Origin of the sequence: Paenibacillus sp. O199, assembly GCF_001636635.1 — a bacterium.
Classification (GTDB): Bacteria; Bacillota; Bacilli; order Paenibacillales; family Paenibacillaceae; genus Paenibacillus; species Paenibacillus marchantiae.
In genome coordinates, this window is sequence record NZ_LGRP01000039.1 from 1 (window position 1) to 20,684 (window position 20,684).

Below are 20,684 nucleotides of genomic sequence, written 5' to 3' on the forward strand. Positions count from 1 at the left end.
CGCGTCATCAAGCAGCTGGCACAGGAGAATATGACGATGATGATCGTCACCCATGAGATGAGCTTTGCCCGCGATGTTGCGGATCGCGTCTTCTTCATGGATAACGGAGAAATCGCCGAGGCGGGACCGCCGGAGCAGATCTTCGGTAATGCCAAGCTGGAGCGCACGCGTACGTTTTTGCAGCGGGTGGAAGTGGAAGGGTAGAGGTTAAGACGAGTTAAGATATGGATTTAACGAGATCCGGATTCGTTAGATCGACGAAAGTCGACGATGAATCCGGATTTTTTTAATAAAATCGGAATATTTACAAATAATGGAGCATATTTTTCCAGTTAATCAAGTATAATAAGACTACTTAATAAACAGGGAGGATTTACCTTTGGATCAACGTCACAATGATGTGGATCGTTATTATAGCGATCCGCTTCCGCCACCACCTTATGTAGTACCAAAAACCAATAGCAAGTCTATCGCAGCTCTTGTCTTGGGGATTTTGTCAGTGATAATTCCATACTTGGGATTTCTGATAGGTATTGTTGCTATCGTATTTGCATCTATTTCTCTTAAAGAAATCAAGCTTCGTATGGAACAAGGAAGAGGACTCGCTATTGCTGGTCTCGTCTGTGGCATCATCGGCACGGCGATTTATGCAATTATCATTTTGTTCATCCTGGCTGCCGCCTTCTTCTACGTTAGCACCGATATATCTACATATTAGAATGATAAGGATAGTGGATAAAAAATTGCCTCTTTACTAAAAAAGCAAGGCCGTGTATAAGCAAACACCCGCTGTTATTGAAGCGAGGGCGTTGCTTACAACAGGCCTTGCTTTTTATGTTTCCATCCTACACGTGAAGCACTGCTTCTCTACTTACTTCCTCGCCTTCATTCGTACGATGCACCATGAAATACGTAAAGGTAGCCGCCAGACCAATCACGGCAAAGAGGCACAAAATTCCGATCTGATCCCAAGCCACACCGAACTGTCCACTCGAAATAACAGCTTTATACCCGGTGACCGAATAGGTCATTGGCAGCCATGGATTGAAACCTTTCAGCCAATTCGGAATGAGCTCCAATGGGAATGTACCCGCACTGGTGGTCAGTTGGAAGATTAACATGAGGATCGCCAGGAAGCGGCCGGGATTCTCCAACCAAGTAACCAGAGCCTGAATGATATACATGAAGGTCAGGCTGGTAACGAAACTGAATAAAAGGAACAAAGGCACGCTTTGAACTTCCAGACCCAAGCCGGACAAGACAAGCCAGGAAGCGAGTAGGGATTGCACGGCACTCATGATCGTGAAAGCCAGCGTTCTGCTCACAAAACGATTCCAGCTGCTCGCATCGGCAACCGAGCTGCCGCGTGTGGGTACAACCAGCGTTGCAATCAATGCCCCGACAAACAGCCCCAATGATAGGAAGTATGGCGAGAATCCTGTTCCATAGTTGGGCACCTCATTATGTTTATGTTCATCCACCTGAACGGGCTCTGCATACATCGTTACAAGTTCATCCGTCTTTTTCACACTGCCCGTTTGATCGGCGGCATCATTCAGTTTGGTGGCAAGCTCACCAGAGCCATCGCTCAATTTGGCGGTACCTTCTTTTAAATCTCCTGCGCCGTTATCCAGCTTGCGGGAACCATCGGCAATGGTGGTGATTCCGTCTGAAAGTTGGTTCAACCCATCAACCAGTTTCCCTGCACCTGCGTTTAATTGACTAGAACCCTCTGAAAGTTTGGCTCCGCCAGCGGCAGCTTCAGACAACTTGGAGTTGAACTGCTGGAGGCCAGTCCCAAGCTGTACCTGTCCAGCGGATAATTGCGATGCTCCTTCTAGAAGCCGCTGCTCACCCTGCACTAACTGGCTGCTGCCTTGGTGCAGCTGCTGTTGAGCAGCTTGCAGGTTTTGGCTGCCTTCGAGCAATTGCTGTCCACCTTGATATACCTGTTCGCTACCAGCGGCAACAGCCTGGCTTGCTGCCAGAAGTTGCTGTACAGCTGGGTTAGCAGCTAACTCTGGACTAGCTTCAGCTAATTGGGCAAGACCTTGCGCAACGGCCTTGGCACCTTCACTTACTTTGCCACTGCCTCCGACTGAAGCCTGCAATCCAGCGGTCAGTTTGGCACTGCCCTCCTCAGTTGCTGCCAGTCCAGCATCCAATTTTGCGACTCCTTCCTGAGCAGATTGAATCCCAACCTGTAACTTTTTGCCGCCAGCTTCAGCCTGTGCTGCTCCGTCACCAAGCTTCGTACCTGCTGCCGCCAATTGGGACAAACCATTGGAAAGGGAGCTGGCTCCTGTATGAAGCTCATCAATACCCTGAGCTAAGGTGTTCGTGCCTTCTTTTAACGGGATAATGCCTGTTTCTAGTTTGTTGGTTCCATCGGCCAGTTTGGATAGGTTCTCTTTCAGCTTGGAGGCACCTTCATCCAGCTTAACCGCACCCTCGTTGATCTGACCTGCGCCGTCTCCGGCATCTGCCAAACCGCTAGAGATTTTCTCTACCTGATCCAGCAGGGTTTCCGTATATGATTCCGTCACTTTCGCAGAGACTTTGGATTTAATCTGTTTGACCGCTGTCCCGCCAATCTGACCCGCAAGGAAGTTGTATCCTTCATTGGGTTCATAGATCAGCTCTGCCGGTTGTGGATGGTCATCCATCAGAGTGGTTGCTTTCTCGGAAAAATCCTCCGGAATAACAATCGTCATGTAATATGTGTTGTCTTCCATGCCTTGCTCGGCTTCTTCTCGGGTCACAAATTGCCAGTTGAAGTCATCACTTTTTTTCAATTCATCGACCAGATTCTGTCCGACTTCCAGCGATTTGTCATTGTAGGTTGCCCCCTGATCCGTGTTGACCACGGCAACAGGCAGTTCATTCATTTTGCCGTAAGGGTCCCAGAACGCATTGAGGAACAGACCGCTATACAGTACCGGAATGAACAGCACCACGAGAATCGGAATAAATACTTTTGGTTTCTTGAAGGCGGATTTCAAATCCTGCCCAAATACAGTGAATGATTTCATCATGTTCTCTCCCCATCATTACGCTACTCGGTTGCTATATCTATCTCTAATCGATAAAGGATTCATATTCACATCTTTCTTTATGTAGGGGATAGTCCACTTTTGAGAAAGAGGCCCACGAAATCCTTGATCTGATCCTTATGCAGCGAAGGATGCGCTTTGTTCCAATCGGAAGTTAAGGTAACATACAGCTTCAGCAGGACAAAAGAGACCAGTCTGGGATCGTCTTCACGAATCTGCTCTAGTTCCATGGCGCGCTGAACTTGGCGTTCCAAATATTCGAGAATCGCGGTCTCTACTTTCTGCAAACCTTCCTTCGCCTGAGGCGTGCCAAACTCGTTTACTTCCTGAAACAGCTTGATCAACAGCTCATGTTCCTCTCTATACTCCAGCAAAGCGTCCATGCTCTGGTGTACGTTCTCAAGAAATGGTTTGTCGTCCTGTACAGTTTGTTCCGTAATCCGCTTCATATCAGTAATGATCGAGTGGAGGATCTCTCCGAACAGTTCTTCCTTATTCTCGAAAAAAGTATAGATCGTACCTTTGCCCACATTGGCCAGTCTCGCAACTTGCTCCATTGTGGTGGCTTTGTATCCAAACAGCGCGAACGATTTCTCAGCAGAGTCAATGACCTGCTGCCTTCGATCGATAGTTTTCATGGCATATGCACCTCCTGATCGTATGCAATGATAAAAGACAACTCAGAGTTGACCGAATTACTTATTTGGTCAATTGGTCGTAAACAAATGTATCATTGAATGGGGAGGAAGGAAGTGATGTTTATCATAATGTTGGATAAAAGCTTTTGAGGGGGATTAAGTGAAGCTAGTATGTATTCAGACAGGTGCTAACGAAAAAAAACGAGTTTTTGATAAGTAAGACTTTTTTTGTTTCAGAGAAGGATAAGATCTAGGGGGAAATGCCGATAACTGAAATGCATCTTATTTTAAACTATGATGGTTAAGAATCACAGATGAAGAATCGATAGATGAAGTTAAATATTATGCATAGATCTCTAAAATTAATTTGATGGTGTTAGATTTATTGGAAGGCAAAACAAAGGTTTTAGATGAATATGTATCATTTATTCTGCAAAGTAAGGAAGAGTTGATTACTGGGCTCTTAACGCTACTTGAAGCAAACCGATTAAGTGGGTTACCAATAAAAGAATATGAAAGTTTATTTGAAGAAAATATACAGATCATTGACTGGAAGAACATTTCAGATACTGATGCCTCATATTATCTAAAATTCTGCTATGAACTGGCGATGTATTACGGAAGGAGTGGGAGAAGCACCCAAGCAGTAAGAGTATTATTAAACTGTACTGTAAGTCATACGTAGTTGAAATATCATGTTTGTCTAGGTTGAATAAGGTTTTTAAATAGAATAAATAACGTGGCTGAGTTACACTTGGCTTTGTAGGTGACGATAAAAAATGACTTTTATTGATTAGAGATTAACTTTAGTTTTATGTATGACTCATAGCGCAAGGATAACGCTTGTCGATTTTCAATGAAGGCCGCGTATTAACTGAGTATCTGTTCGCCCTCCATACGGAGAGCGAGCAGAAGGTCTTATAACAGTTAAAAGAAAATTTCATAAACCAATAACTACTTCACAGATTGCCGAGCTGTCTGTGTTTTTTGACATGATATCGGGTGGAGCAACGTTTACTACAGAAGCGTTGCAGCCCGTTTTTGGAATGATCCATAAATATTTCCTCGCAAGGTGCAGAAGCACACGCTTTAAGGCGTGATCTACCGTATTCGGTTAATTCCATCCCTAATACCAATGAGCAGATGGAAAGCAGTGAATCGCTCAACGAATATCCTTTTCCTTCCGGTTGATCATATACAAACAAGAATTGCCCATCCGTAGTTGTAGATATGCTGGATTGGATTGGGGCACGTAAGAGATGTGTGTTTAGGAAAAGAGAGAGTTCTTCGTCCGTTGCCGTTCGAATAAGATCACGAAAATTATCGCGATACTCATGTACAGCTATTAAATCTTTCGAGGCAGGTAACTTGGTTGAAAGCAACCCATGTTTACTCAGAAGTTCTGTGAGTAGAGCCACGCTACCGAGTCTTTCGGGTTCTTCGTAAAAGGGATCATAGGTGTTGATTAGTTCAAATGTGAAAGAAAACCATGCTTCGTTGTAAGACTTCATATTTGTTTGACTCCTTACATATTTCATTATATAGTAATGCTTAAATTATGTTTAAGTACTTACATAAAGTCAAGTGAGGAGATAGAAATCGATGAACAAAACCATTCAAATGATACATGCACCTACGAATCTGGGGCTCCGTAAACATCCAGATGGACGTGAAAGAGGTTGTGACAAGCTTCCAGATACACTTGAGCAGTTGGGCTTGCATTCAGCTATTGATGTGAAAGTTACTCAACGAATATCCAAGCCTGAGCATCCTATCGAAGAAGTTTTCGATGAAGGAACATTAAATGGCCGACAAGTGGCTACTTACTCCGTTAATTTAGCTAATGTGGTCCAAAAGGTAATAGAAGATGACGATTTTTCATTGGTATTGGGTGGGGATTGCAGTGTCCTGGTGGGGAGCGCTCTTGCCCTCTCGCGGAAGGGGACATATGGATTAATTCATATCGATGCTCATCCGGATTATTATCATCAGGGGAACAGAAAACAGGCTGTTGTTGGCGGAATGGATCTGGCAATCGTTACTGGAACGGGGACAAAGTTTCTTACCAATTTAGAGGGAGGAGCTCCTTATATTCAACCAAAACACGTTCTTTCGATAGGTTACCGAGAATCTGATCCTGAACAGGACATTATAGAGGAAGCCACAATAGCTGGTATTTCTTTTTGCAGTGCAGAACAGATCAGGCGGGAGGGGCTAGAGAAGACGACAACGTTAATACAGAACTATATGAACCGAACCAATGAAGTTGAAGGTTATTGGCTTCATCTGGATGCAGATGTGCTGGATGCTTCGATTATGCCTTGTGTGGATTGCCCGGAATCCAATGGTCTTACCTGGCATGAACTGGAGCACATACTCCAGACGATTTTGGCTTCCAATCTAATTATAGGGATGACGGTAGCTATTTTGGACCCCGATTTAGACTTTACTCAAGAGGTTTCTCGAAAATTTTGCAATCTGCTTATTAAAGTGCTGCAAGGCAAAGAGTAAGCCCATCCGAAATATTAGTTATTAGCCCTCTCACCATCATCCCCACCTAAAGAAAACACAAGTGAACGAAAAGACAGTCCATTGTTGCTCTCTCACAGGAACGCTAAGATGAAGTTGTTGAAGCGTTTACATTATATGGTGAAGGGAGCTTAACTCGGATGCCAGAAATTACGATCAGGCTGTATGAAGGCAGGACGGATGAGCAAAAGCAGGAGATCGTGGAGGTGTTCACACGCGAGCTATCTCGTATTATCGACCGTGAGCCGGATTATATTTCCGTTGAATTCAATGAAATCCCATGGGACGAGAACGTTCCTGATAATTTGAAAGCCATGCAATCACAGAAGCAAGGAGGGGAGAAGACGTGAAGCCGGCGGACATTGCGCCGCCAAGCCGGGGAACAGCCAGACTTAACTCGTCTGGTCTGGGCACTCGGCTCGGAGATGCGGGACGTTATCTGTGGCGATACCGGATACTATATCTGCTCTCCGTACCGGGCATTTTGTATTTTTTCCTTTTCAAATATGTGCCTCTGTTCGGCTCGATCATTGCTTTTCAGAACTACAACATTTTTAAAGGCATTACCGGAAGTGATTGGGTAGGCCTGGAGCATTTCCAGAAGATGTTCAGCCATTATGACTTTTTACGAATTCTCAACAATACACTTCTGCTCGGACTATATGATCTGGTGATTGCATTCCCGGTTCCGATCTTACTGGCCATTCTGTTGAATGAAGTACGCATGATTGTGTTTAAGCGTTTGTTGCAAACGATTGTTTACATGCCTCACTTTCTGTCCTGGGTCGTCATTAGTGGTATCTTCATGGGTATTTTCTCGATGGATGCCGGGGTGGTGAACAAGGCACTTGGATTTCTGGGCATGCAACCGATCTACTTTCTTGGAGAAGACTCGTACATTCGTTCCATTCTGATCGGTTCCGGGATCTGGCGTGACTCCGGTTACGGAACGATTATTTTCCTGGCTGCCATTGCGGGAATTAATCCCGATCTGTATGAGGCGGCAGAGGTGGATGGAGCCGGACGTTTGAAGCAAATATGGTCGATTACCCTGCCATCCTTACTGCCGACGATTATGATCCTGCTACTGCTGCACATCGGAAAGTTCCTTGATCTGGGCTTTGAGCGTGTGTTCGTATTCCTGAATCCGCTCAATCTGGAATCTGGAGAAATTCTCGATACGTATATTTACAAAGCTGGCCTGCTCTCACAGCAATACAGCTATACAACGGCTATCGGATTGTTCAAGTCGGTCGTGGGTTTGATGCTTGTTCTACTCGGTAATTTCTTCAGCAAAAAAACAACCGGCGAAAGCCTGTATTAGGAGGCGAGATAGATGCGTACCCCCAGTGTCCGTTACCGTATATTCCGCATTGGAAATCTCGTTTTTCTTACGCTGCTCTCGTTGACGATGATTCTGCCTTTCATTAATGTGCTGGCTCAATCTCTTAGCAGCTCGGAAGCGATCATGGGCGGAAAGGTCAGCTTCTGGCCTGTTGCTTTTACCTGGATCAATTATGAATATGTATTCGGCGATGCTTCGTTCTGGCGGGCATTTGCGGTATCGGTTGGGGTGACGTTGTTCGGGACGCTGGTCAATCTCGCTGCAACGGCATCGCTGGCGTATCCCGTTTCCCGTCCAGAGTACAAGGGGCGCTCCCTGGTTGTCATGTTTGTCCTAGTGACCGTTGTGTTCTCGGCGCCGCTCATTCCGAACTTCATCTTGATGAAGGAACTACATCTGGTCAACAATCCGCTGGTACTGATTGTGCCAGGAGCGATTAATGCCTTTAACTTTTTCGTCATGCGCTCGTTCTTCGCACAGCTGCCGGGTGAACTGATCGACGCTGCCCGTATTGATGGCTGTGGGGAATTTGGCATCATCTGGCGTATCGTCATTCCATTGTCCAAACCGGCCATGGCATCACTCGGCATTTTCTATGCGGTGGGCCACTGGAACGCCTATTCCACCGCGCTTTATTATCTGAATGATCCGGCCTGGTGGCCGATCCAGGTAACACTCAAGAAGCTGTTTGAGAGTGACGATATTTCCGTCGATCCAGGTTCTGCCGTCTATAGCACCCTTGCACATACATCGCCGGAAGGCATCAAAATGGCAACCATCATCATCGCCACCTTGCCGATTATTATCATCTACCCTTTCCTGCAAAAGCATTTTGTAAAAGGAATCATGGTCGGCTCCGTCAAATCTTAAGTACAAGAAGCATACAGATCTGACGGAAACGGGGGAATGGCGATGTTCAGAATCTTGATTACGGACGATGAACCGATGATTCGGATGGGTCTGGCAAAAATGATCAAGCAAGCGGGGCTGTTCGACTGTGAGATAAGACAGGCAGCGCATGGGGAAGAGGCCCTTCAGGTGGTAGAGGCCTTTCGGCCACACATCCTGTTTACGGATATCCGCATGCCAACGATGGATGGTATTGAGCTGTGTCGACGTTTATCCGAGCAAGGCAGTACGATGCGCATTATTGTGGTTTCCGGTTATTCGGACTTTGAATATGCAAGAGCTTGTATGGATTATGGGGTAAAGCGATATCTGCTGAAGCCTGTGGGACGACAGGAGCTACATGAACTGCTGCTCAAATTGCTGGCATCCGAAGAGGATAAACCTACGGTGTCCCTTGTACCCGTGAGGGAGCTGAATGATTGGGCGATGCGTCTGGAAGAGGCTATATGGGAGCTGAGACAGTCCGATGTCACGGAGCTGCTCGCAGCATGGTCTGGTCGCTATCCGGCATATTCGTTAATGCCTGAGCAGACAGCGGAGCTTTTTCAGGAATTGCTGGAATTGATTGTGGCCCGAATGAATGCACGTGGCAACGGAACGATGAGTACATCCTGCGAGATAAATGAAAACGCTTCCTCAAAAGAGTGCTTCGAGGCTTTGGGCAACGAGATCCACACTTTAATGAAGACGATCAAGGAAAAGCGTAGTGGCAAGCGCAAACATCCGGTGGAAGAAGCAAAAGCCTATCTGGAGAAGCACTTGCGCCGTGAAGTTTCACTGGACGAGATTGCTGCCAAGCTGGGCCTTAACCCGTCTTACTTCAGCCAGCTGTTCAAGCAGACGACAGGCCAGACCTTTATCCAATTCCGGATACGCAGCAAAATGGAACTGGCCAAACGCATGCTGGAACAGCCGGGCAACCGGATTACGGATATTTCCTACGAAGTGGGGTATGCGGATCATCCCCATTTTACGAAGACATTCAAGAAAATTACCGGACTGACCCCGTCCGAATATCGTAGCAAGTTGGGCATTGAATGATGAAGCGCAGCCTGTCCATCCGTCTGTTCTTTCATTTTGCCGTCGTGATTACGTTGTCACTGTCCGCCATCGGCCTGTTCACCTATACCTATGCCTCGACTGAAATGAACGACCAGCTTGCGGACAACATCGCCCAAACGATGCGCAATACGGCGTACCAGACCGATCTGTATTTGCAAAATTATGATCGTGCGACCTACTCCATTCTCTCGAACGGAAGTGTGAAGCATTTCCTCGATATGAATTCGGAGGACAGTTATGCCTATTACGAGTACAGCCGTCAGATTAAGACGAACGTGTTCCCGCCTGTTTTTATGTTATACCCACAGATCAAGTTCCTGTATGTTATCGGGGATAACGGGCGTGTTGTGATTGATGACAACCAGAATTCAGCTGGTATACCGGAAATCGACGCGGCACAGCAATATAAGGAGTTGCTGGCTGCAACCCCTGCAAATGGAGAATCGACGTTGCTTACCCGCAGTATTCGCAGTGGACAGAGCGCCAATGTGATTACGATCGCTCGCCGGATTAGAGGGGTATCCTCCTATACGCCAAACGGAGTACTGGCGATGGAAGTAAATGTGCTGGAGCTTGACAAAATATGGGGAGAACTCGACCTCGGTCAAGGTGGGTATCAGTATGTGATGGATCAGAACGGAACTGTAATCTACACACCCGGGGACGAAGAGGCGCAGACAGCGATGCCGTCCAACACTGTGAACAGGCTTATGCACATGGATGCAGGATCACTGGAACAGAACACGGATGGCACCAAACGGCTGCTCATATCGGAGCTTTCTGCATATTCGGGTTGGCGTTTTGTCGCTTCCGTGCCGCTGTCGGAGCTGCAAAGACCGATTGCAACGATCCGTTCAGCCACATTATGGGTTGGTGCAGGGACCTTGCTCGCCGCGCTTGTCGTGGCCTACCGGATCGGAGCATCTCAAGTGGAACCTATTCGTGTGCTGATGAACGGAATGAGACAGACGGAGAAGGGAATCTGGAACAAGGTGGAGATGAAGGAAAGGCGCGATGAAATTGGTGTGCTGATCCGCAGCTATAATCTGATGGTCAGCCGCTTGTCGGACATGATTGAGAGTGTATACGAGTCGGAGCTGCGCCGCCAGAAGTCGGAAATCGAGCTTCAGCAGGAGGCGCTGGAACGGCACCGTGCGGAATTTCAGGCGCTTCAGTTGCAGATCAATCCGCATTTTCTCTACAACACCCTGGAAACGATCAAATGTTATGCCGTCGTACAGGACTCCGAAGAAATTGCACAGATGGTGGAATCCATGGCTCATATGCTCCGTTATTCCATTCAGACCAATCTGGAGGAAATTACGGTTGCTAATGAGTTGAAGCATGTGCTGGCCTACCTTTCCATCATGAAACATCGCATGGATCGAGAGCTTGAAGTTGAGGTTATCATTGCGCCGGATCTGTTGTTGGAAAAAATGGTTCGACTCACCCTTCAGCCACTGGTGGAAAATGTGTTACAACACGCATTTCCGCGAGGCATGGAGCCCGGTCACTTTATCCGCATTGATGCTCGGCGCCTGGAAGATCGCTTTCTTGTCATCGTCCAGGATAACGGCATGGGCATGAGCGAGGAACGCCTAGAGAAGCTGCGTGACCGTCTGGAATTGAATCGTCTGGCAGGCGAAGATTCCGATGATGTCTACCATCGCGGAGGTATCGGACTCATGAATGTCCATCGGCGGATTCAGCTTGTATTTGGAGAAACGTATGGCTTGATGATTGAGAGTGAGCGAGGCTTGGGAACGACCATTACGATGGCGCTTCCCGCAGATCAGCATAGCAAACGGATTTAATTGAACCTATAACAGGGAGGAAGATAGAACATGAATATTAACTTGCAGAACAAAATTGCGCTGGTTACCGGCTCCAGCGGAGGAATTGGTGCTGCCATTGCTGGGGCATTGGCTCGTTGCGGAGCAAAGGTGGCTGTGAATGGCCTGCATAATATGGATCGGGCGGAGGAGGTCGTGGCCGCCATCCGGGATGCTGGCGGTGAAGCAGCTGCATTTCAGGCAGATGTGACCGATACGAATGCCATAGAATCAATGGTTGGGGAGATTACGCTCCGCTTTGGCGGTCCGATTGATCTGTTGATTAATAATGCAGGGCATCTGGTGGAACGAAGCCCCATTGAAACGATGAGCGAGGAGCTTTACAGCCGAATTATGGATGTCAATCTGAAGAGCGCCGTATTTGTCTCCAAAGCGGTCATTCCTGGTATGAAAGCGGCTGGAGGCGGCCGAATTATCAATCTGACCTCGGTAGCGGCTCATAACGGGGGCGGTCCGGGTGCAGCTATTTACGCAGCCTCCAAGGCGGCTGTCATTGCGTTAACCAAAGGACTTGCCAAAGAACTGTCTCCTGGCGGGATTACAGTTAATGCCCTATCACCGGGCTTCATCGGGCAAACGGCATTCCACGCAACGTTCACCTCGGCGGAAGGTCGATCTTCTGCGGTAAGCAGCATCCCGCTTGGACGGGAAGGGACTCCCGATGATGTCGCAGGAGCGGCGCTGTACCTGTGTTCCGAGCTGGGTTCTTTTATAACCGGAGAAACGATTGAAATCAATGGCGGAATGTACATGCGTTGATGCTACACCATTGCGATAAGGAGGGGACGATACGATGGAAGTGAAGCGGAAGCTTGCAGAAAGACCGTTGTACCAACCAATCAGCGGGCCGTTCCATGTGGACTATGCTCCTGATGAACATACCGTTCTGGCAGAGAATCCGCCGAGATTTACCTGGATGGCGGCGCAGCAAGAGGATGAAAATGCCTATCTGCTGCAGATTTCGGTGGGGCCTTCTTTTCAGGAAGAAGGGACGATGACCTTTGCGCCGCTCTCGTATAACTTTTTCACGCCTGATCGGGTGTTTGAACCTGGGGAGTATTATTGGCGATATGCGCTGCTTGTAGATCAACCAGTGCAGCAAGATAGCGAAGCCAAAGCGGACGCTGTGCTGGGTAAGCAGCAGGAAATGTCGGCATGGAGTGAGGTGAGGCGGTTCACGGTACCAGCGGGATTACCCGAGACACCGATACCTTCTCGGGCACAGCGATATGTTGCCACGGAAACGTCTCACCCTCGGCTATGGCTCGGAGAGAGCGGGCTAACGGAACTTGCGGATGCCATTGCGTCAGATGCTACATATTGCGGCTGGGATGTGTTTATGGCAAATTCCGTGGAGCCGTGGGCCAATCGGGAACTGATCTGTGAACCGCTGCCTTACCCGGAGAACAAACGTGTCGCCCCGCTCTGGAGGCAAATGTACATTGACTGTCAGGAAACGTTATATGCGATTCGTCATCTCAGCATCGCAGGGCGGGTCCTACGTGACGAACGGTTGCTTGAAGCAGCCAAAACCTGGCTGTTGCATGTGGCGGCTTGGGATACGGAGGGAACGACCTCCCGTGATTATAACGATGAGGCGGCTTTTCGGGTCGCCGCCGCGCTCGCTTGGGGCTATGACTGGCTGCATGATGAGTTGACCAGTGATGAGCAAGAGGTGGTAAGGCGCAGCTTGCTGCGGCGGACAGAACAGGTGGCCCAGCATGTGATGGTTCGCTCGAAAATCCATCATGTGCCTTATGACAGTCATGCTGTGCGTTCATTGTCTTCCGTGCTTGTGCCCTGCTGTATGGCCTTGTTGCATGAGGAGCAGCAGGCTGCAGAGTGGCTGGATTATGCGATCGATTATTATGCTTGTCTGTACTCCCCTTGGGGAGGAAGTGATGGAGGTTGGGCTGAAGGTCCGATGTACTGGACAACAGGCATGGCCTATGTGACCGAAGCGATAAATTTGTTGCGAAACTATGCGGGCATCGACTTCTTCCGTCGGCCGTTCTTCCAGCGTACCGGGGATTTTCCGCTCTACGTGTACCCGCCCGATGCTCGGCGCGCCAGCTTTGGAGATCAGTCTACGCTGGGTGACCCGGTAAACTTGAAAACAGGCTATCTTGTCCGCCAACTGGCGGGTGTTACAGGCAACCGCTGGTACCAGTGGTACTTTGAGCGTGTCCGCCAATCCGATCCGGGGACAGAGGGAGCTTTTTATAATTACGGTTGGTGGGACTTTAACTTTGACGACTTGGTATACCGCCACGATTATCCGCAGGTGGAGGAAGAGTCGCCTGTGGACATTGAGCCGCTCAAGTGGTTCCGTGATGTGGGGTGGGTAGCCATGCATCACCGGATGGACGATCCGGATGAGCATATTATGCTTCTTCTCAAATCGAGCCGTTATGGTTCCATCAGCCACAGTCATGCGGATCAGAACAGCTTTACCCTGCATGCATTTGGTGAGCCGCTTGCGGCGGATACGGGCTATTATATCGCGCACGGCAGCTCCTTTCACCGGGAATGGCGCAGGCAGACACGCTCCAAAAACAACCTGCTGATTGGCGGAGCAGGTCAGTATGCCGAGAACAACAAGGTGCTGAACATGGCTGCCACCGGGCAGATCGAAGAGGCCTATTGGCGGGATGGCGATGGGTATGTGCGCGCGGTAGCGACCGATGCCTATGCCAGCACCGTACCCCATGTGAAGCGTGTTGTACGGGAGATTCATTTTCTGCAATCCTCCTATTTCGTCATTGTGGACCACATTGATCTGGAGAAGCCGGACAGCGTTCAATGGCTGTTCCATGCACTGCACCCGCTACAGCTGAAAGGGCAGAGCTTCCGTCTGAACGGTAATAAGGCGGGGCTTGAAGGGACGTTTGTATATGCTTCCTCCGGTGAGTTGTCGCTCAGCCAGACGGATCAATTCGCAGAGGTGGACCCGGCAGAGTACGAAGGGTTGGAAAGACATTATCATCTGAGCGCAGAAACGCGGCCTGCCTCAAGCCATAGAATTGTAACGCTGCTTGTGCCATATAAGATCGAGGAGCCGAAGTATATCCCTTATTTCATTGATGACCAGGATCACGGCATTCATCTCTATTTTACCGACAACGGTGTAACGAAGAAGATCGAGGTATCCAAGACGTACTAGGGAGTGCTGACCTAAAGAAAACGCAATCTCATCTAAAACATCCCCATTGTTGCAGGCGGTGGGGATGTTTTAACATCTATTTGAAAGCGCTTCACCAATGAGTAGTACCTAATCAGGATGAAAAGAGGGGTAGCATGAAAAAGTGGATGGTCTCAGGCATGGCGCTATTGCTGGCGGCAGCTGTCATGACGGGGTGCAACAAAGGGAGTGGGGCAACATCCGGTGAGGGCGGGGGAGACGGCAAAACAAAATTCTCCATTTCACTACGGACGCTGGCGTATACCTATGTGGAGAAGTCACCGGACATTAACAAGGATCAATGGGTGAAGAAACTGGAGGATCTGACCAATACCGATCTGAAAATTGTCCTGGTGCCCCATAAGGAATATGAACAGAAAATGGTCCAGATGTTTGCCACAAATGATATTCCTGACGTGGTGCAGGGTGACGGCGGCGTCAACGGCAAAGAGATGGCCGGCTCGGTCGAAGCTGGAGTATTTCAGCCGCTGGATGAACTGTTACAGCAGTACGGGCAAGATTTGCTCAAAGCCGTGCCTAAGGAAGCCTGGGACCAGGTAACTCATGACGGCCATATCTATGCCATCCCTGAATATTTATCCAATCCATCCCGCCGGGCAACCTGGATTCGCAAAGATCTTCTGGATCAAACGGGACTACCGGTGCCAACTACAGTTGAGGAAACGATGGACGTTTTGCGCGCCTTTAAGAAGCTCGGCGTGGAGAATCCCTATATGGGACGTGAGGATTTCAAATATGCAGACACCTTTTTCGGTGCCTATGACGTACAGCAGTTCCTGTCCATGATGGAGCAGCAGGGCGACCAGGTTGTTCCGAAGTTCATGGATAATGAGAATATGCAGCAAGCCCTAACTGTCTATAAGACGATGTACGAGGAAGGGCTGATCAACAAAGAGTTCGCGACCATCAATTCCACCGTATTCAAAAATACAATTCTCTCAGGCAAGGCGGGCATGTGGTCCATGAATGCCAACGAACTGATCCAATGGGAGAAGCAGATTAAAGCGTCGGTTCCCGATGCCAAAATCGAGATTATCCCTTCCCCTGTCGGCCCGGACGGAAAGGGCGGTTATTATTTGTACGGTCCGGTGACACGTGCCTACTTTATTAATAAGGATGCGGCTGATCCGGCTTCCATTATCCGTTTCTTTAACTGGATGGTGTCTGACGAAGCGGAGAAGTTCTTCACGTACGGTACAGAAGGAGAGACCTATACAGAGGATAATGGCGTGATTTCATATACAGCTCCAACAGACTCTGCTGGCGTGGACGAAGAGCGTTACCGTCAGTCGTTCTTATGGTTCGTACAGGACACGACGTACAATAAAGGCTCGTTATCGCTGACAGAAGAAGGCAGAAAGCTGATGAATATTTACGATACCATCTTAGCCAAAGAAGGTAGGGATGGCATCAACTTTGATCCGCGTTTGGAAGCTTTTGTACAGAATCCCGATATTGCTCCCAATTCGGATACACCTCCTCAGGTATTGCTCACACACATGATCAAGATGGTTTATGGTAAGGAGCCAATTTCCGATTGGCCGAAAGTGGTAGAGGAATGGAAATCCAAGGGCGGCGATCAGGCAATCGAAGAAGCCACGGAGAAATTTAAAAAAGGTGAAGGCGTGTCCGCACCTCGTCGCTAACTAAGCGGGATGGAACCAGTGTAGTGAGTCAGCTGAATACGGAGGGGATACAAGTGAATGACGTGTTCAAAACGTGGAAGAAGCGGGTTGTACTTGTTGCCATGTCTGTCATACTCATTAGCGGTATTACCGTTCCCGTGCATGAAGTCCGGGCGATGGAAGACGCTGATCCTCATTCTATTTTAAATACTACGCAGGAAGAAAATATCCCAGATCCAGAGGGCCCAGAGCTGGAGATTTACGCGGAAAACTTTGATGACCCGGACAATTTTGGCTCTACAGGCGGAATTGCACTGAGAGCTCCCTGGCTGCAGGAAGGAGTAGGTGGAAGCAAGGCCAAAACATCATCTTCCACAACTGCACCCTCGCTGCCCAACATGATCAAGATTGACGGAACCGATGCACTCGCGCTGCCACTTGATCTGACTGGATACGGAAATATTCGGCTGAGCTACTACACACGTGCGTCGTCCTATATAAGCGGAAGCATCATTATCGAATGGTCGAAGGATGGAGGCAGTTCCTGGGCAACGCTGGAGACATTTGAACTTCCCCCAGGCACTCCAGATGTGAAGAACAAGGAAGGGAATACGCTAAAAAGCTGGACGCTGGGTTCGGAAGCGAACAATAACAGCACGGTGAAAATTCGTTTTCGGACAGGAGATGCCATGCAGGCCAACATGTATATCGACAATGTTGCCATTTATGGTCAGGCTATTCCCGGTATAACGCCTGCCCCATCGCCAGTTCCGCCTGGAGAGGAGAATACTGAATTTACGCCACCACAAGGAGTGACTTTATACGAGGATGTGGAGATTGGCACGGCTGGTGGGCGAGCAATCTATTCATCCATTGCTGTTCCTGAGACAGCGGCAGCTGAACCGATGCCGGTCATGGTCTATATCCATGGAGGTGGATGGAATCACGGGGACCGAAAGCAGGCATTGAACTCCATTTGCAATTATGTACTCAAACGCGGTTACATCGGTGTATCTCTGGACTACCGGCTGACGCCTGAGGCGCCTTTCCCTGCCCAGATTCAGGATGTAAAGCTTGCTATCCGATATTTGCGGGCAAATGCGGCGCAGTACAACCTGGACCCGAGTCGTATAGGCGTCTGGGGATCATCTGCGGGCGGCCATCTGGCTGCATTGCTCGGTACAACAGGGGACATTGTGGCTGGTGACACTGTAATGCTCGATACAGGAGTGACGGTAGATGCACCTGATCTTGAAGGTTCTGGCGGATGGCCTGAGTATTCCGACAAAGTGCAGGCGGTCGCAGACTGGTACGGACCCGCTGATTTTACGACGACATTTGCCAATAATTATAGCTCGGTCACAGCTCTGCTTGGCGGGCATCGTGCGTTCGATGTTCCGGAGCAGGCCAGACTTGCCATGCCGGGCACGTATGCTTCACCGGATGATCCACCGTTCTGGATTCGGCACGGTTATGCTGATGCCACCATTCCCTATACCGACAGTGTTACTTTCGCAGGACAGCTTCAATCTGCGGGTGTCCCGATAGTGGATATGAAAGTCGTACCTGGTCAGGGCCATGGATTTACAGGGACGGCTTCCGAGGTTGCCAATGCGGAGGCATGGGCCTTTCTTGATGAACATGTGAAGAACCGGATCGTTACGGAGCCCATTATGTTCAAAAACAATCCCGAAGACACTTCGCCTGGAGCCGAAGAAGAAAAACCGTTGATTGAAAAGGTCATCGCCAGCAAGCTGCCAAGTGACGATGCGGCGATTGACAGCAGCAAGCCTGATCTGAATTTCAATCAGGCAACGGGCTCCAGCACCGGATTACTAAGCATCTCTTCCACTTCATCGACCAAGAAATATGTGTATTTCAAATTTGATATGTCCGGAAATGAGCCCGAAGGAGATCGGTATCGACTACGGATTGCCGCCAAAAAAGGCACATCAAATATCAATACAGAGTTGTCTCTTTACGGTTTGAATTCAACAGACTGGAGCGAATCATCGTTAACCTGGTCGAATGCTCCGGTCCAAAGTCTCAGCGAAAGTTCGCTGCTTGGCAAATTCCAGGTCACGGCAGATCGTAGTGGAAGCCCGGCCGTCTATGAAGTGGATGTAACCGATGTTGTGAAGAGTCGTCCAGATGCGGGGCAGGTTGCATTTTTGCTCGCAGATGCGGAATCAACAGGTGTTTCCGTGAACGTATACACCAAGGAAGCCAACGGAACGAGCAATCCGCGTCCACAGTTATCGGTCATTGCTTTAATCGAAGAAGGCAGTGATGCGCAGTCACCAGAATGGGAGCAGGGAGCTATACTTGAGATTCGCAACTGGGGAACGGATTTTGCGGAACTGAGATGGCCCACTGCCAGCGATGATACAGCTGTATCTGCATACCGGATATATCGGGATGGAGTTTTGCTGGCTGAACAAAGTAAGCAGTCATTTCGTGACAGCGGACTTGCAGCCGGAACATCGTACACGTTTCAAGTGAGGGCGATTGATGAAGCTGGCAACGTCAGCAGTGCCCTATCATCCGATTTGACCACCCTTACCGTTCCGGTATCGTCCCTGCCTGTTGCCTCCGTCTCGGCAAGCGGTAGCGACGGCAACCTGGCGACTAATACCATCGACAATAACAGTTATACACGCTGGTCTGTTGCCGGAGAGGGGCAATGGATCACATTTGATCTGGGGCAGGCACAGCAAGTGGGCTATGTTGGGATTGGTTTTTACAAAGGGGATGTCAGGAAGACCTTTTTTGAAATAGAAACGTCTGTTGACGGTGATCATTGGACCAAGGTATATGGCGGCGAAAGCAGCGGGGATACAACAGAAATGCAGGCATTTGATATCCCGGATACTTCTGCACGTTATGTACGGATCACCGGACAAGGCAATTCTGATTCAAGTATTTATACAAGTCTGACCGATGTGCATTTGTATGCTCCTTTTGCAGGGGGAGGGACGCCTGTTGCCCTGATTCCATACATTGAGCCTCAACCACCGGAGGGAACAGAGCCCTTTATCGCTCCAGGTCTGACGGAGACAGATGGAACACCACATGCAGTCCATCCTCCTCATGCTGTAACCGGACGTACGATTGATGTACGGGATTACGGAGCAGATCTGGCTGATAATACGAGCGATGACCGACCTGCAATACAGGCTGCCATTGATGAGGCCGGCGTTGGTGATGAAGTATTTTTGCCTGATGGAGTGTACAATTTGTTGTCCGGGCCGGATGGAACTACCAACCTGATGCTCAAATCCGGGGTGAACCTGAGAGGAGAGAGCAGTGGAGGGACCGTGCTCAAGACATCGTTGGATCAGGTGACGGGCAGCGCCGTCCTGAAAGCATCGGCTCAGCACAGCATTCTCGTATCCAATATGACCCTAACTTCATCCTGGTCTGGCAGTTACACGACCGATCACAAATCCAACAATCCCTCCGCAGGGGGGCCGGATAGCATGATTCACATCGCTAACTATGGTGAGGAACCATCGTATGACATTACGATCGACGGTGTAATTGTGGAGAAATTCAAACGAATGGCTATCCGCATCGAACACAGCCGAGATGTCTTTGTGAAGCATGCAACATTCCGTAATGCAACAGATCTGGGCCCTGGGGGTTCAGGCTACGGAATATCCATTCAGGGAACGGCCAAGACTGATCGGCTCGGCTTTGACAATGATACGATATGGAATGTGGTGGAGGATAGTACGTTTGAGGGCCCTTATCTCAGACATGGAGCGTTGATCCAGTTTGTTGCCCATAACAACGTACTGCGTGGCAATACATTTAACGGAACAAAGCTGGATGCTATTGATCTTCATGGTGAACTGGAGTATTTGAATGAAATCTCGGGCAATGTGATTACGGATGTGCTGACAGGCGCAGGGATTGGACTTGGCAATACAGGGGGTTCAGCACCCAGCAACCACAGCAAGTCGGGCAAAGGAAACTACATTCATGACAACACGATCAGGAACAGCCAAATCGGCATTTCGGTAACCATGGGCACCCCCGATACTCTAATCGAGGATAATCTCATCGAGAATACAACCACGATTGCAGATGCGTCAGGAATCAAAGTGCTGAATGGACCGGGCACGGTGGTTCGAGGCAATGTGATCCGTAACAATACCGCCAGCGACTACTGGGGCGTGCGTCTTGAGCGCGACAAAGGCGATGCCGGAGCCGGCAATATTGGCGAAGGAAACCCCGAGAATGTGTTAATTGAAAATAACCGAATCGAAGGTAATACAAACGGAATCGGACTCTTTGCCGGAGTCGGTATTCTGCTGAAGGCCAACATTCTAAACAATGTGAATGAGGACTATTACAAAGCAGCAGGTGTTACAGTTACCGAGCTGTAAAGGATCAGAGCAAGCAGCCTAGCAGGCGTCTATATAAGTTGAAGCTCAATTTTACACCATACTGCAATCGGAGTGAT

General features: G+C 49.0%; 15 protein-coding genes and 1 pseudogene. 13 read left to right on the forward strand and 3 right to left on the reverse strand.

Annotated features, from left to right (window positions below; translation table 11 throughout):
- Positions 1-204: pseudogene (locus A6049_RS28515) on the forward strand (amino acid ABC transporter ATP-binding protein); the annotation flags it as partial.
- 175 nt (positions 205-379) lie between these two features.
- A complete protein-coding gene (locus A6049_RS28520) occupies positions 380-718 on the forward strand; it encodes a DUF4190 domain-containing protein (protein ID WP_063567824.1) in 339 nt (112 codons plus the stop codon).
- A gap of 127 nt (positions 719-845) precedes the next feature.
- On the opposite strand, the gene A6049_RS28525 is transcribed toward A6049_RS28520, so the two are convergent.
- Both A6049_RS28525 and A6049_RS28530 read right to left on the reverse strand, forming a co-directional pair.
- Positions 846-3,032: a YhgE/Pip domain-containing protein gene (locus tag A6049_RS28525; protein ID WP_063567825.1), complete on the reverse strand. Its 2,187-nt coding sequence runs from the start codon at positions 3,030-3,032 to the stop codon at positions 846-848.
- 80 nt (positions 3,033-3,112) lie between these two features.
- Positions 3,113-3,691, reverse strand: a complete 579-nt coding sequence (locus A6049_RS28530) for a TetR/AcrR family transcriptional regulator (RefSeq protein WP_063567826.1) — start codon at positions 3,689-3,691, stop codon at positions 3,113-3,115.
- A gap of 385 nt (positions 3,692-4,076) precedes the next feature.
- Between A6049_RS28530 and A6049_RS28535 the strand changes: the two genes are divergently transcribed.
- Positions 4,077-4,376 (forward strand): hypothetical protein, encoded by a 300-nt coding sequence (locus A6049_RS28535; protein ID WP_063567827.1) that lies wholly within the window; start codon positions 4,077-4,079, stop codon positions 4,374-4,376.
- A gap of 274 nt (positions 4,377-4,650) precedes the next feature.
- On the opposite strand, the gene A6049_RS28540 is transcribed toward A6049_RS28535, so the two are convergent.
- Complete coding sequence (locus A6049_RS28540) at positions 4,651-5,202, reverse strand: CGNR zinc finger domain-containing protein (RefSeq protein WP_063567828.1); 552 nt, start codon at positions 5,200-5,202, stop codon at positions 4,651-4,653.
- 91 nt (positions 5,203-5,293) lie between these two features.
- Here A6049_RS28540 and A6049_RS28545 point away from each other — a divergent pair, with 91 nt between their 5' ends.
- The 10 genes from A6049_RS28545 to A6049_RS28590 all read left to right on the forward strand — a co-directional run bounded on the left by A6049_RS28545 (position 5,294) and on the right by A6049_RS28590 (position 20,607).
- Positions 5,294-6,202 carry an arginase family protein gene (locus A6049_RS28545; protein ID WP_063567829.1) on the forward strand — a complete coding sequence of 303 codons (909 nt, stop codon included), beginning with the start codon at positions 5,294-5,296 and terminating at the stop codon, positions 6,200-6,202.
- A 158-nt stretch (positions 6,203-6,360) separates the two neighbouring features.
- Complete coding sequence (locus tag A6049_RS28550; protein ID WP_063567830.1) at positions 6,361-6,570, forward strand: tautomerase family protein; 210 nt, start codon at positions 6,361-6,363, stop codon at positions 6,568-6,570.
- Between the two features lie 56 nt (positions 6,571-6,626).
- Positions 6,627-7,544, forward strand: a complete 918-nt coding sequence (locus A6049_RS28555) for an ABC transporter permease (protein WP_063567852.1) — start codon at positions 6,627-6,629, stop codon at positions 7,542-7,544.
- 12 nt (positions 7,545-7,556) lie between these two features.
- Positions 7,557-8,435 (forward strand): carbohydrate ABC transporter permease, encoded by an 879-nt coding sequence (locus A6049_RS28560; RefSeq protein ID WP_063567831.1) that lies wholly within the window; start codon positions 7,557-7,559, stop codon positions 8,433-8,435.
- 42 nt (positions 8,436-8,477) lie between these two features.
- The gene (locus A6049_RS28565) at positions 8,478-9,515 is read left to right on the forward strand and encodes a response regulator transcription factor (RefSeq protein ID WP_063567832.1); all 1,038 of its coding nucleotides are present in this window, start codon (positions 8,478-8,480) and stop codon (positions 9,513-9,515) included.
- Positions 9,512-11,350, forward strand: coding sequence for a cache domain-containing sensor histidine kinase (locus A6049_RS28570; protein ID WP_063567833.1), 1,839 nt, complete (start codon positions 9,512-9,514; stop codon positions 11,348-11,350). Before A6049_RS28565 ends, A6049_RS28570 begins: the two co-directional genes overlap by 4 nt.
- A 30-nt stretch (positions 11,351-11,380) precedes the next feature.
- Complete coding sequence (locus A6049_RS28575; protein ID WP_063567834.1) at positions 11,381-12,148, forward strand: SDR family NAD(P)-dependent oxidoreductase; 768 nt, start codon at positions 11,381-11,383, stop codon at positions 12,146-12,148.
- A gap of 34 nt (positions 12,149-12,182) precedes the next feature.
- Entirely contained in the window at positions 12,183-14,552 is a 2,370-nt protein-coding gene (locus tag A6049_RS28580) for a DUF4962 domain-containing protein (protein ID WP_063567835.1), read from the forward strand.
- 134 nt (positions 14,553-14,686) lie between these two features.
- Positions 14,687-16,237, forward strand: a complete 1,551-nt coding sequence (locus A6049_RS28585; RefSeq protein WP_205412052.1) for an extracellular solute-binding protein — start codon at positions 14,687-14,689, stop codon at positions 16,235-16,237.
- 23 nt (positions 16,238-16,260) lie between these two features.
- The gene (locus A6049_RS28590) at positions 16,261-20,607 is read left to right on the forward strand and encodes an alpha/beta hydrolase fold domain-containing protein (protein WP_240321572.1); all 4,347 of its coding nucleotides are present in this window, start codon (positions 16,261-16,263) and stop codon (positions 20,605-20,607) included.
- Positions 20,608-20,684: the final 77 nt, after the last annotated feature.

What these genes read in the sequence shown, in the direction of transcription:
- A6049_RS28560 (WP_063567831.1), top strand. Translation starts at nt 7,557, where the DNA reads ATGCGTACCCCCAGTGTCCGTTACCGTATATTCCGCATTGGAAATCTC.
- A6049_RS28585 (WP_205412052.1), top strand. Translation starts at nt 14,687, where the DNA reads ATGAAAAAGTGGATGGTCTCAGGCATGGCGCTATTGCTGGCGGCAGCT.
- A6049_RS28580 (WP_063567835.1), top strand. Translation starts at nt 12,183, where the DNA reads ATGGAAGTGAAGCGGAAGCTTGCAGAAAGACCGTTGTACCAACCAATC.
- A6049_RS28565 (WP_063567832.1), top strand. Translation starts at nt 8,478, where the DNA reads ATGTTCAGAATCTTGATTACGGACGATGAACCGATGATTCGGATGGGT.
- A6049_RS28575 (WP_063567834.1), top strand. Translation starts at nt 11,381, where the DNA reads ATGAATATTAACTTGCAGAACAAAATTGCGCTGGTTACCGGCTCCAGC.
- A6049_RS28570 (WP_063567833.1), top strand. Translation starts at nt 9,512, where the DNA reads ATGATGAAGCGCAGCCTGTCCATCCGTCTGTTCTTTCATTTTGCCGTC.
- A6049_RS28545 (WP_063567829.1), top strand. Translation starts at nt 5,294, where the DNA reads ATGAACAAAACCATTCAAATGATACATGCACCTACGAATCTGGGGCTC.
- A6049_RS28530 (WP_063567826.1), bottom strand. Translation starts at nt 3,691, where the DNA reads ATGAAAACTATCGATCGAAGGCAGCAGGTCATTGACTCTGCTGAGAAA.
- A6049_RS28550 (WP_063567830.1), top strand. Translation starts at nt 6,361, where the DNA reads ATGCCAGAAATTACGATCAGGCTGTATGAAGGCAGGACGGATGAGCAA.
- A6049_RS28540 (WP_063567828.1), bottom strand. Translation starts at nt 5,202, where the DNA reads ATGAAGTCTTACAACGAAGCATGGTTTTCTTTCACATTTGAACTAATC.
- A6049_RS28525 (WP_063567825.1), bottom strand. Translation starts at nt 3,032, where the DNA reads ATGAAATCATTCACTGTATTTGGGCAGGATTTGAAATCCGCCTTCAAG.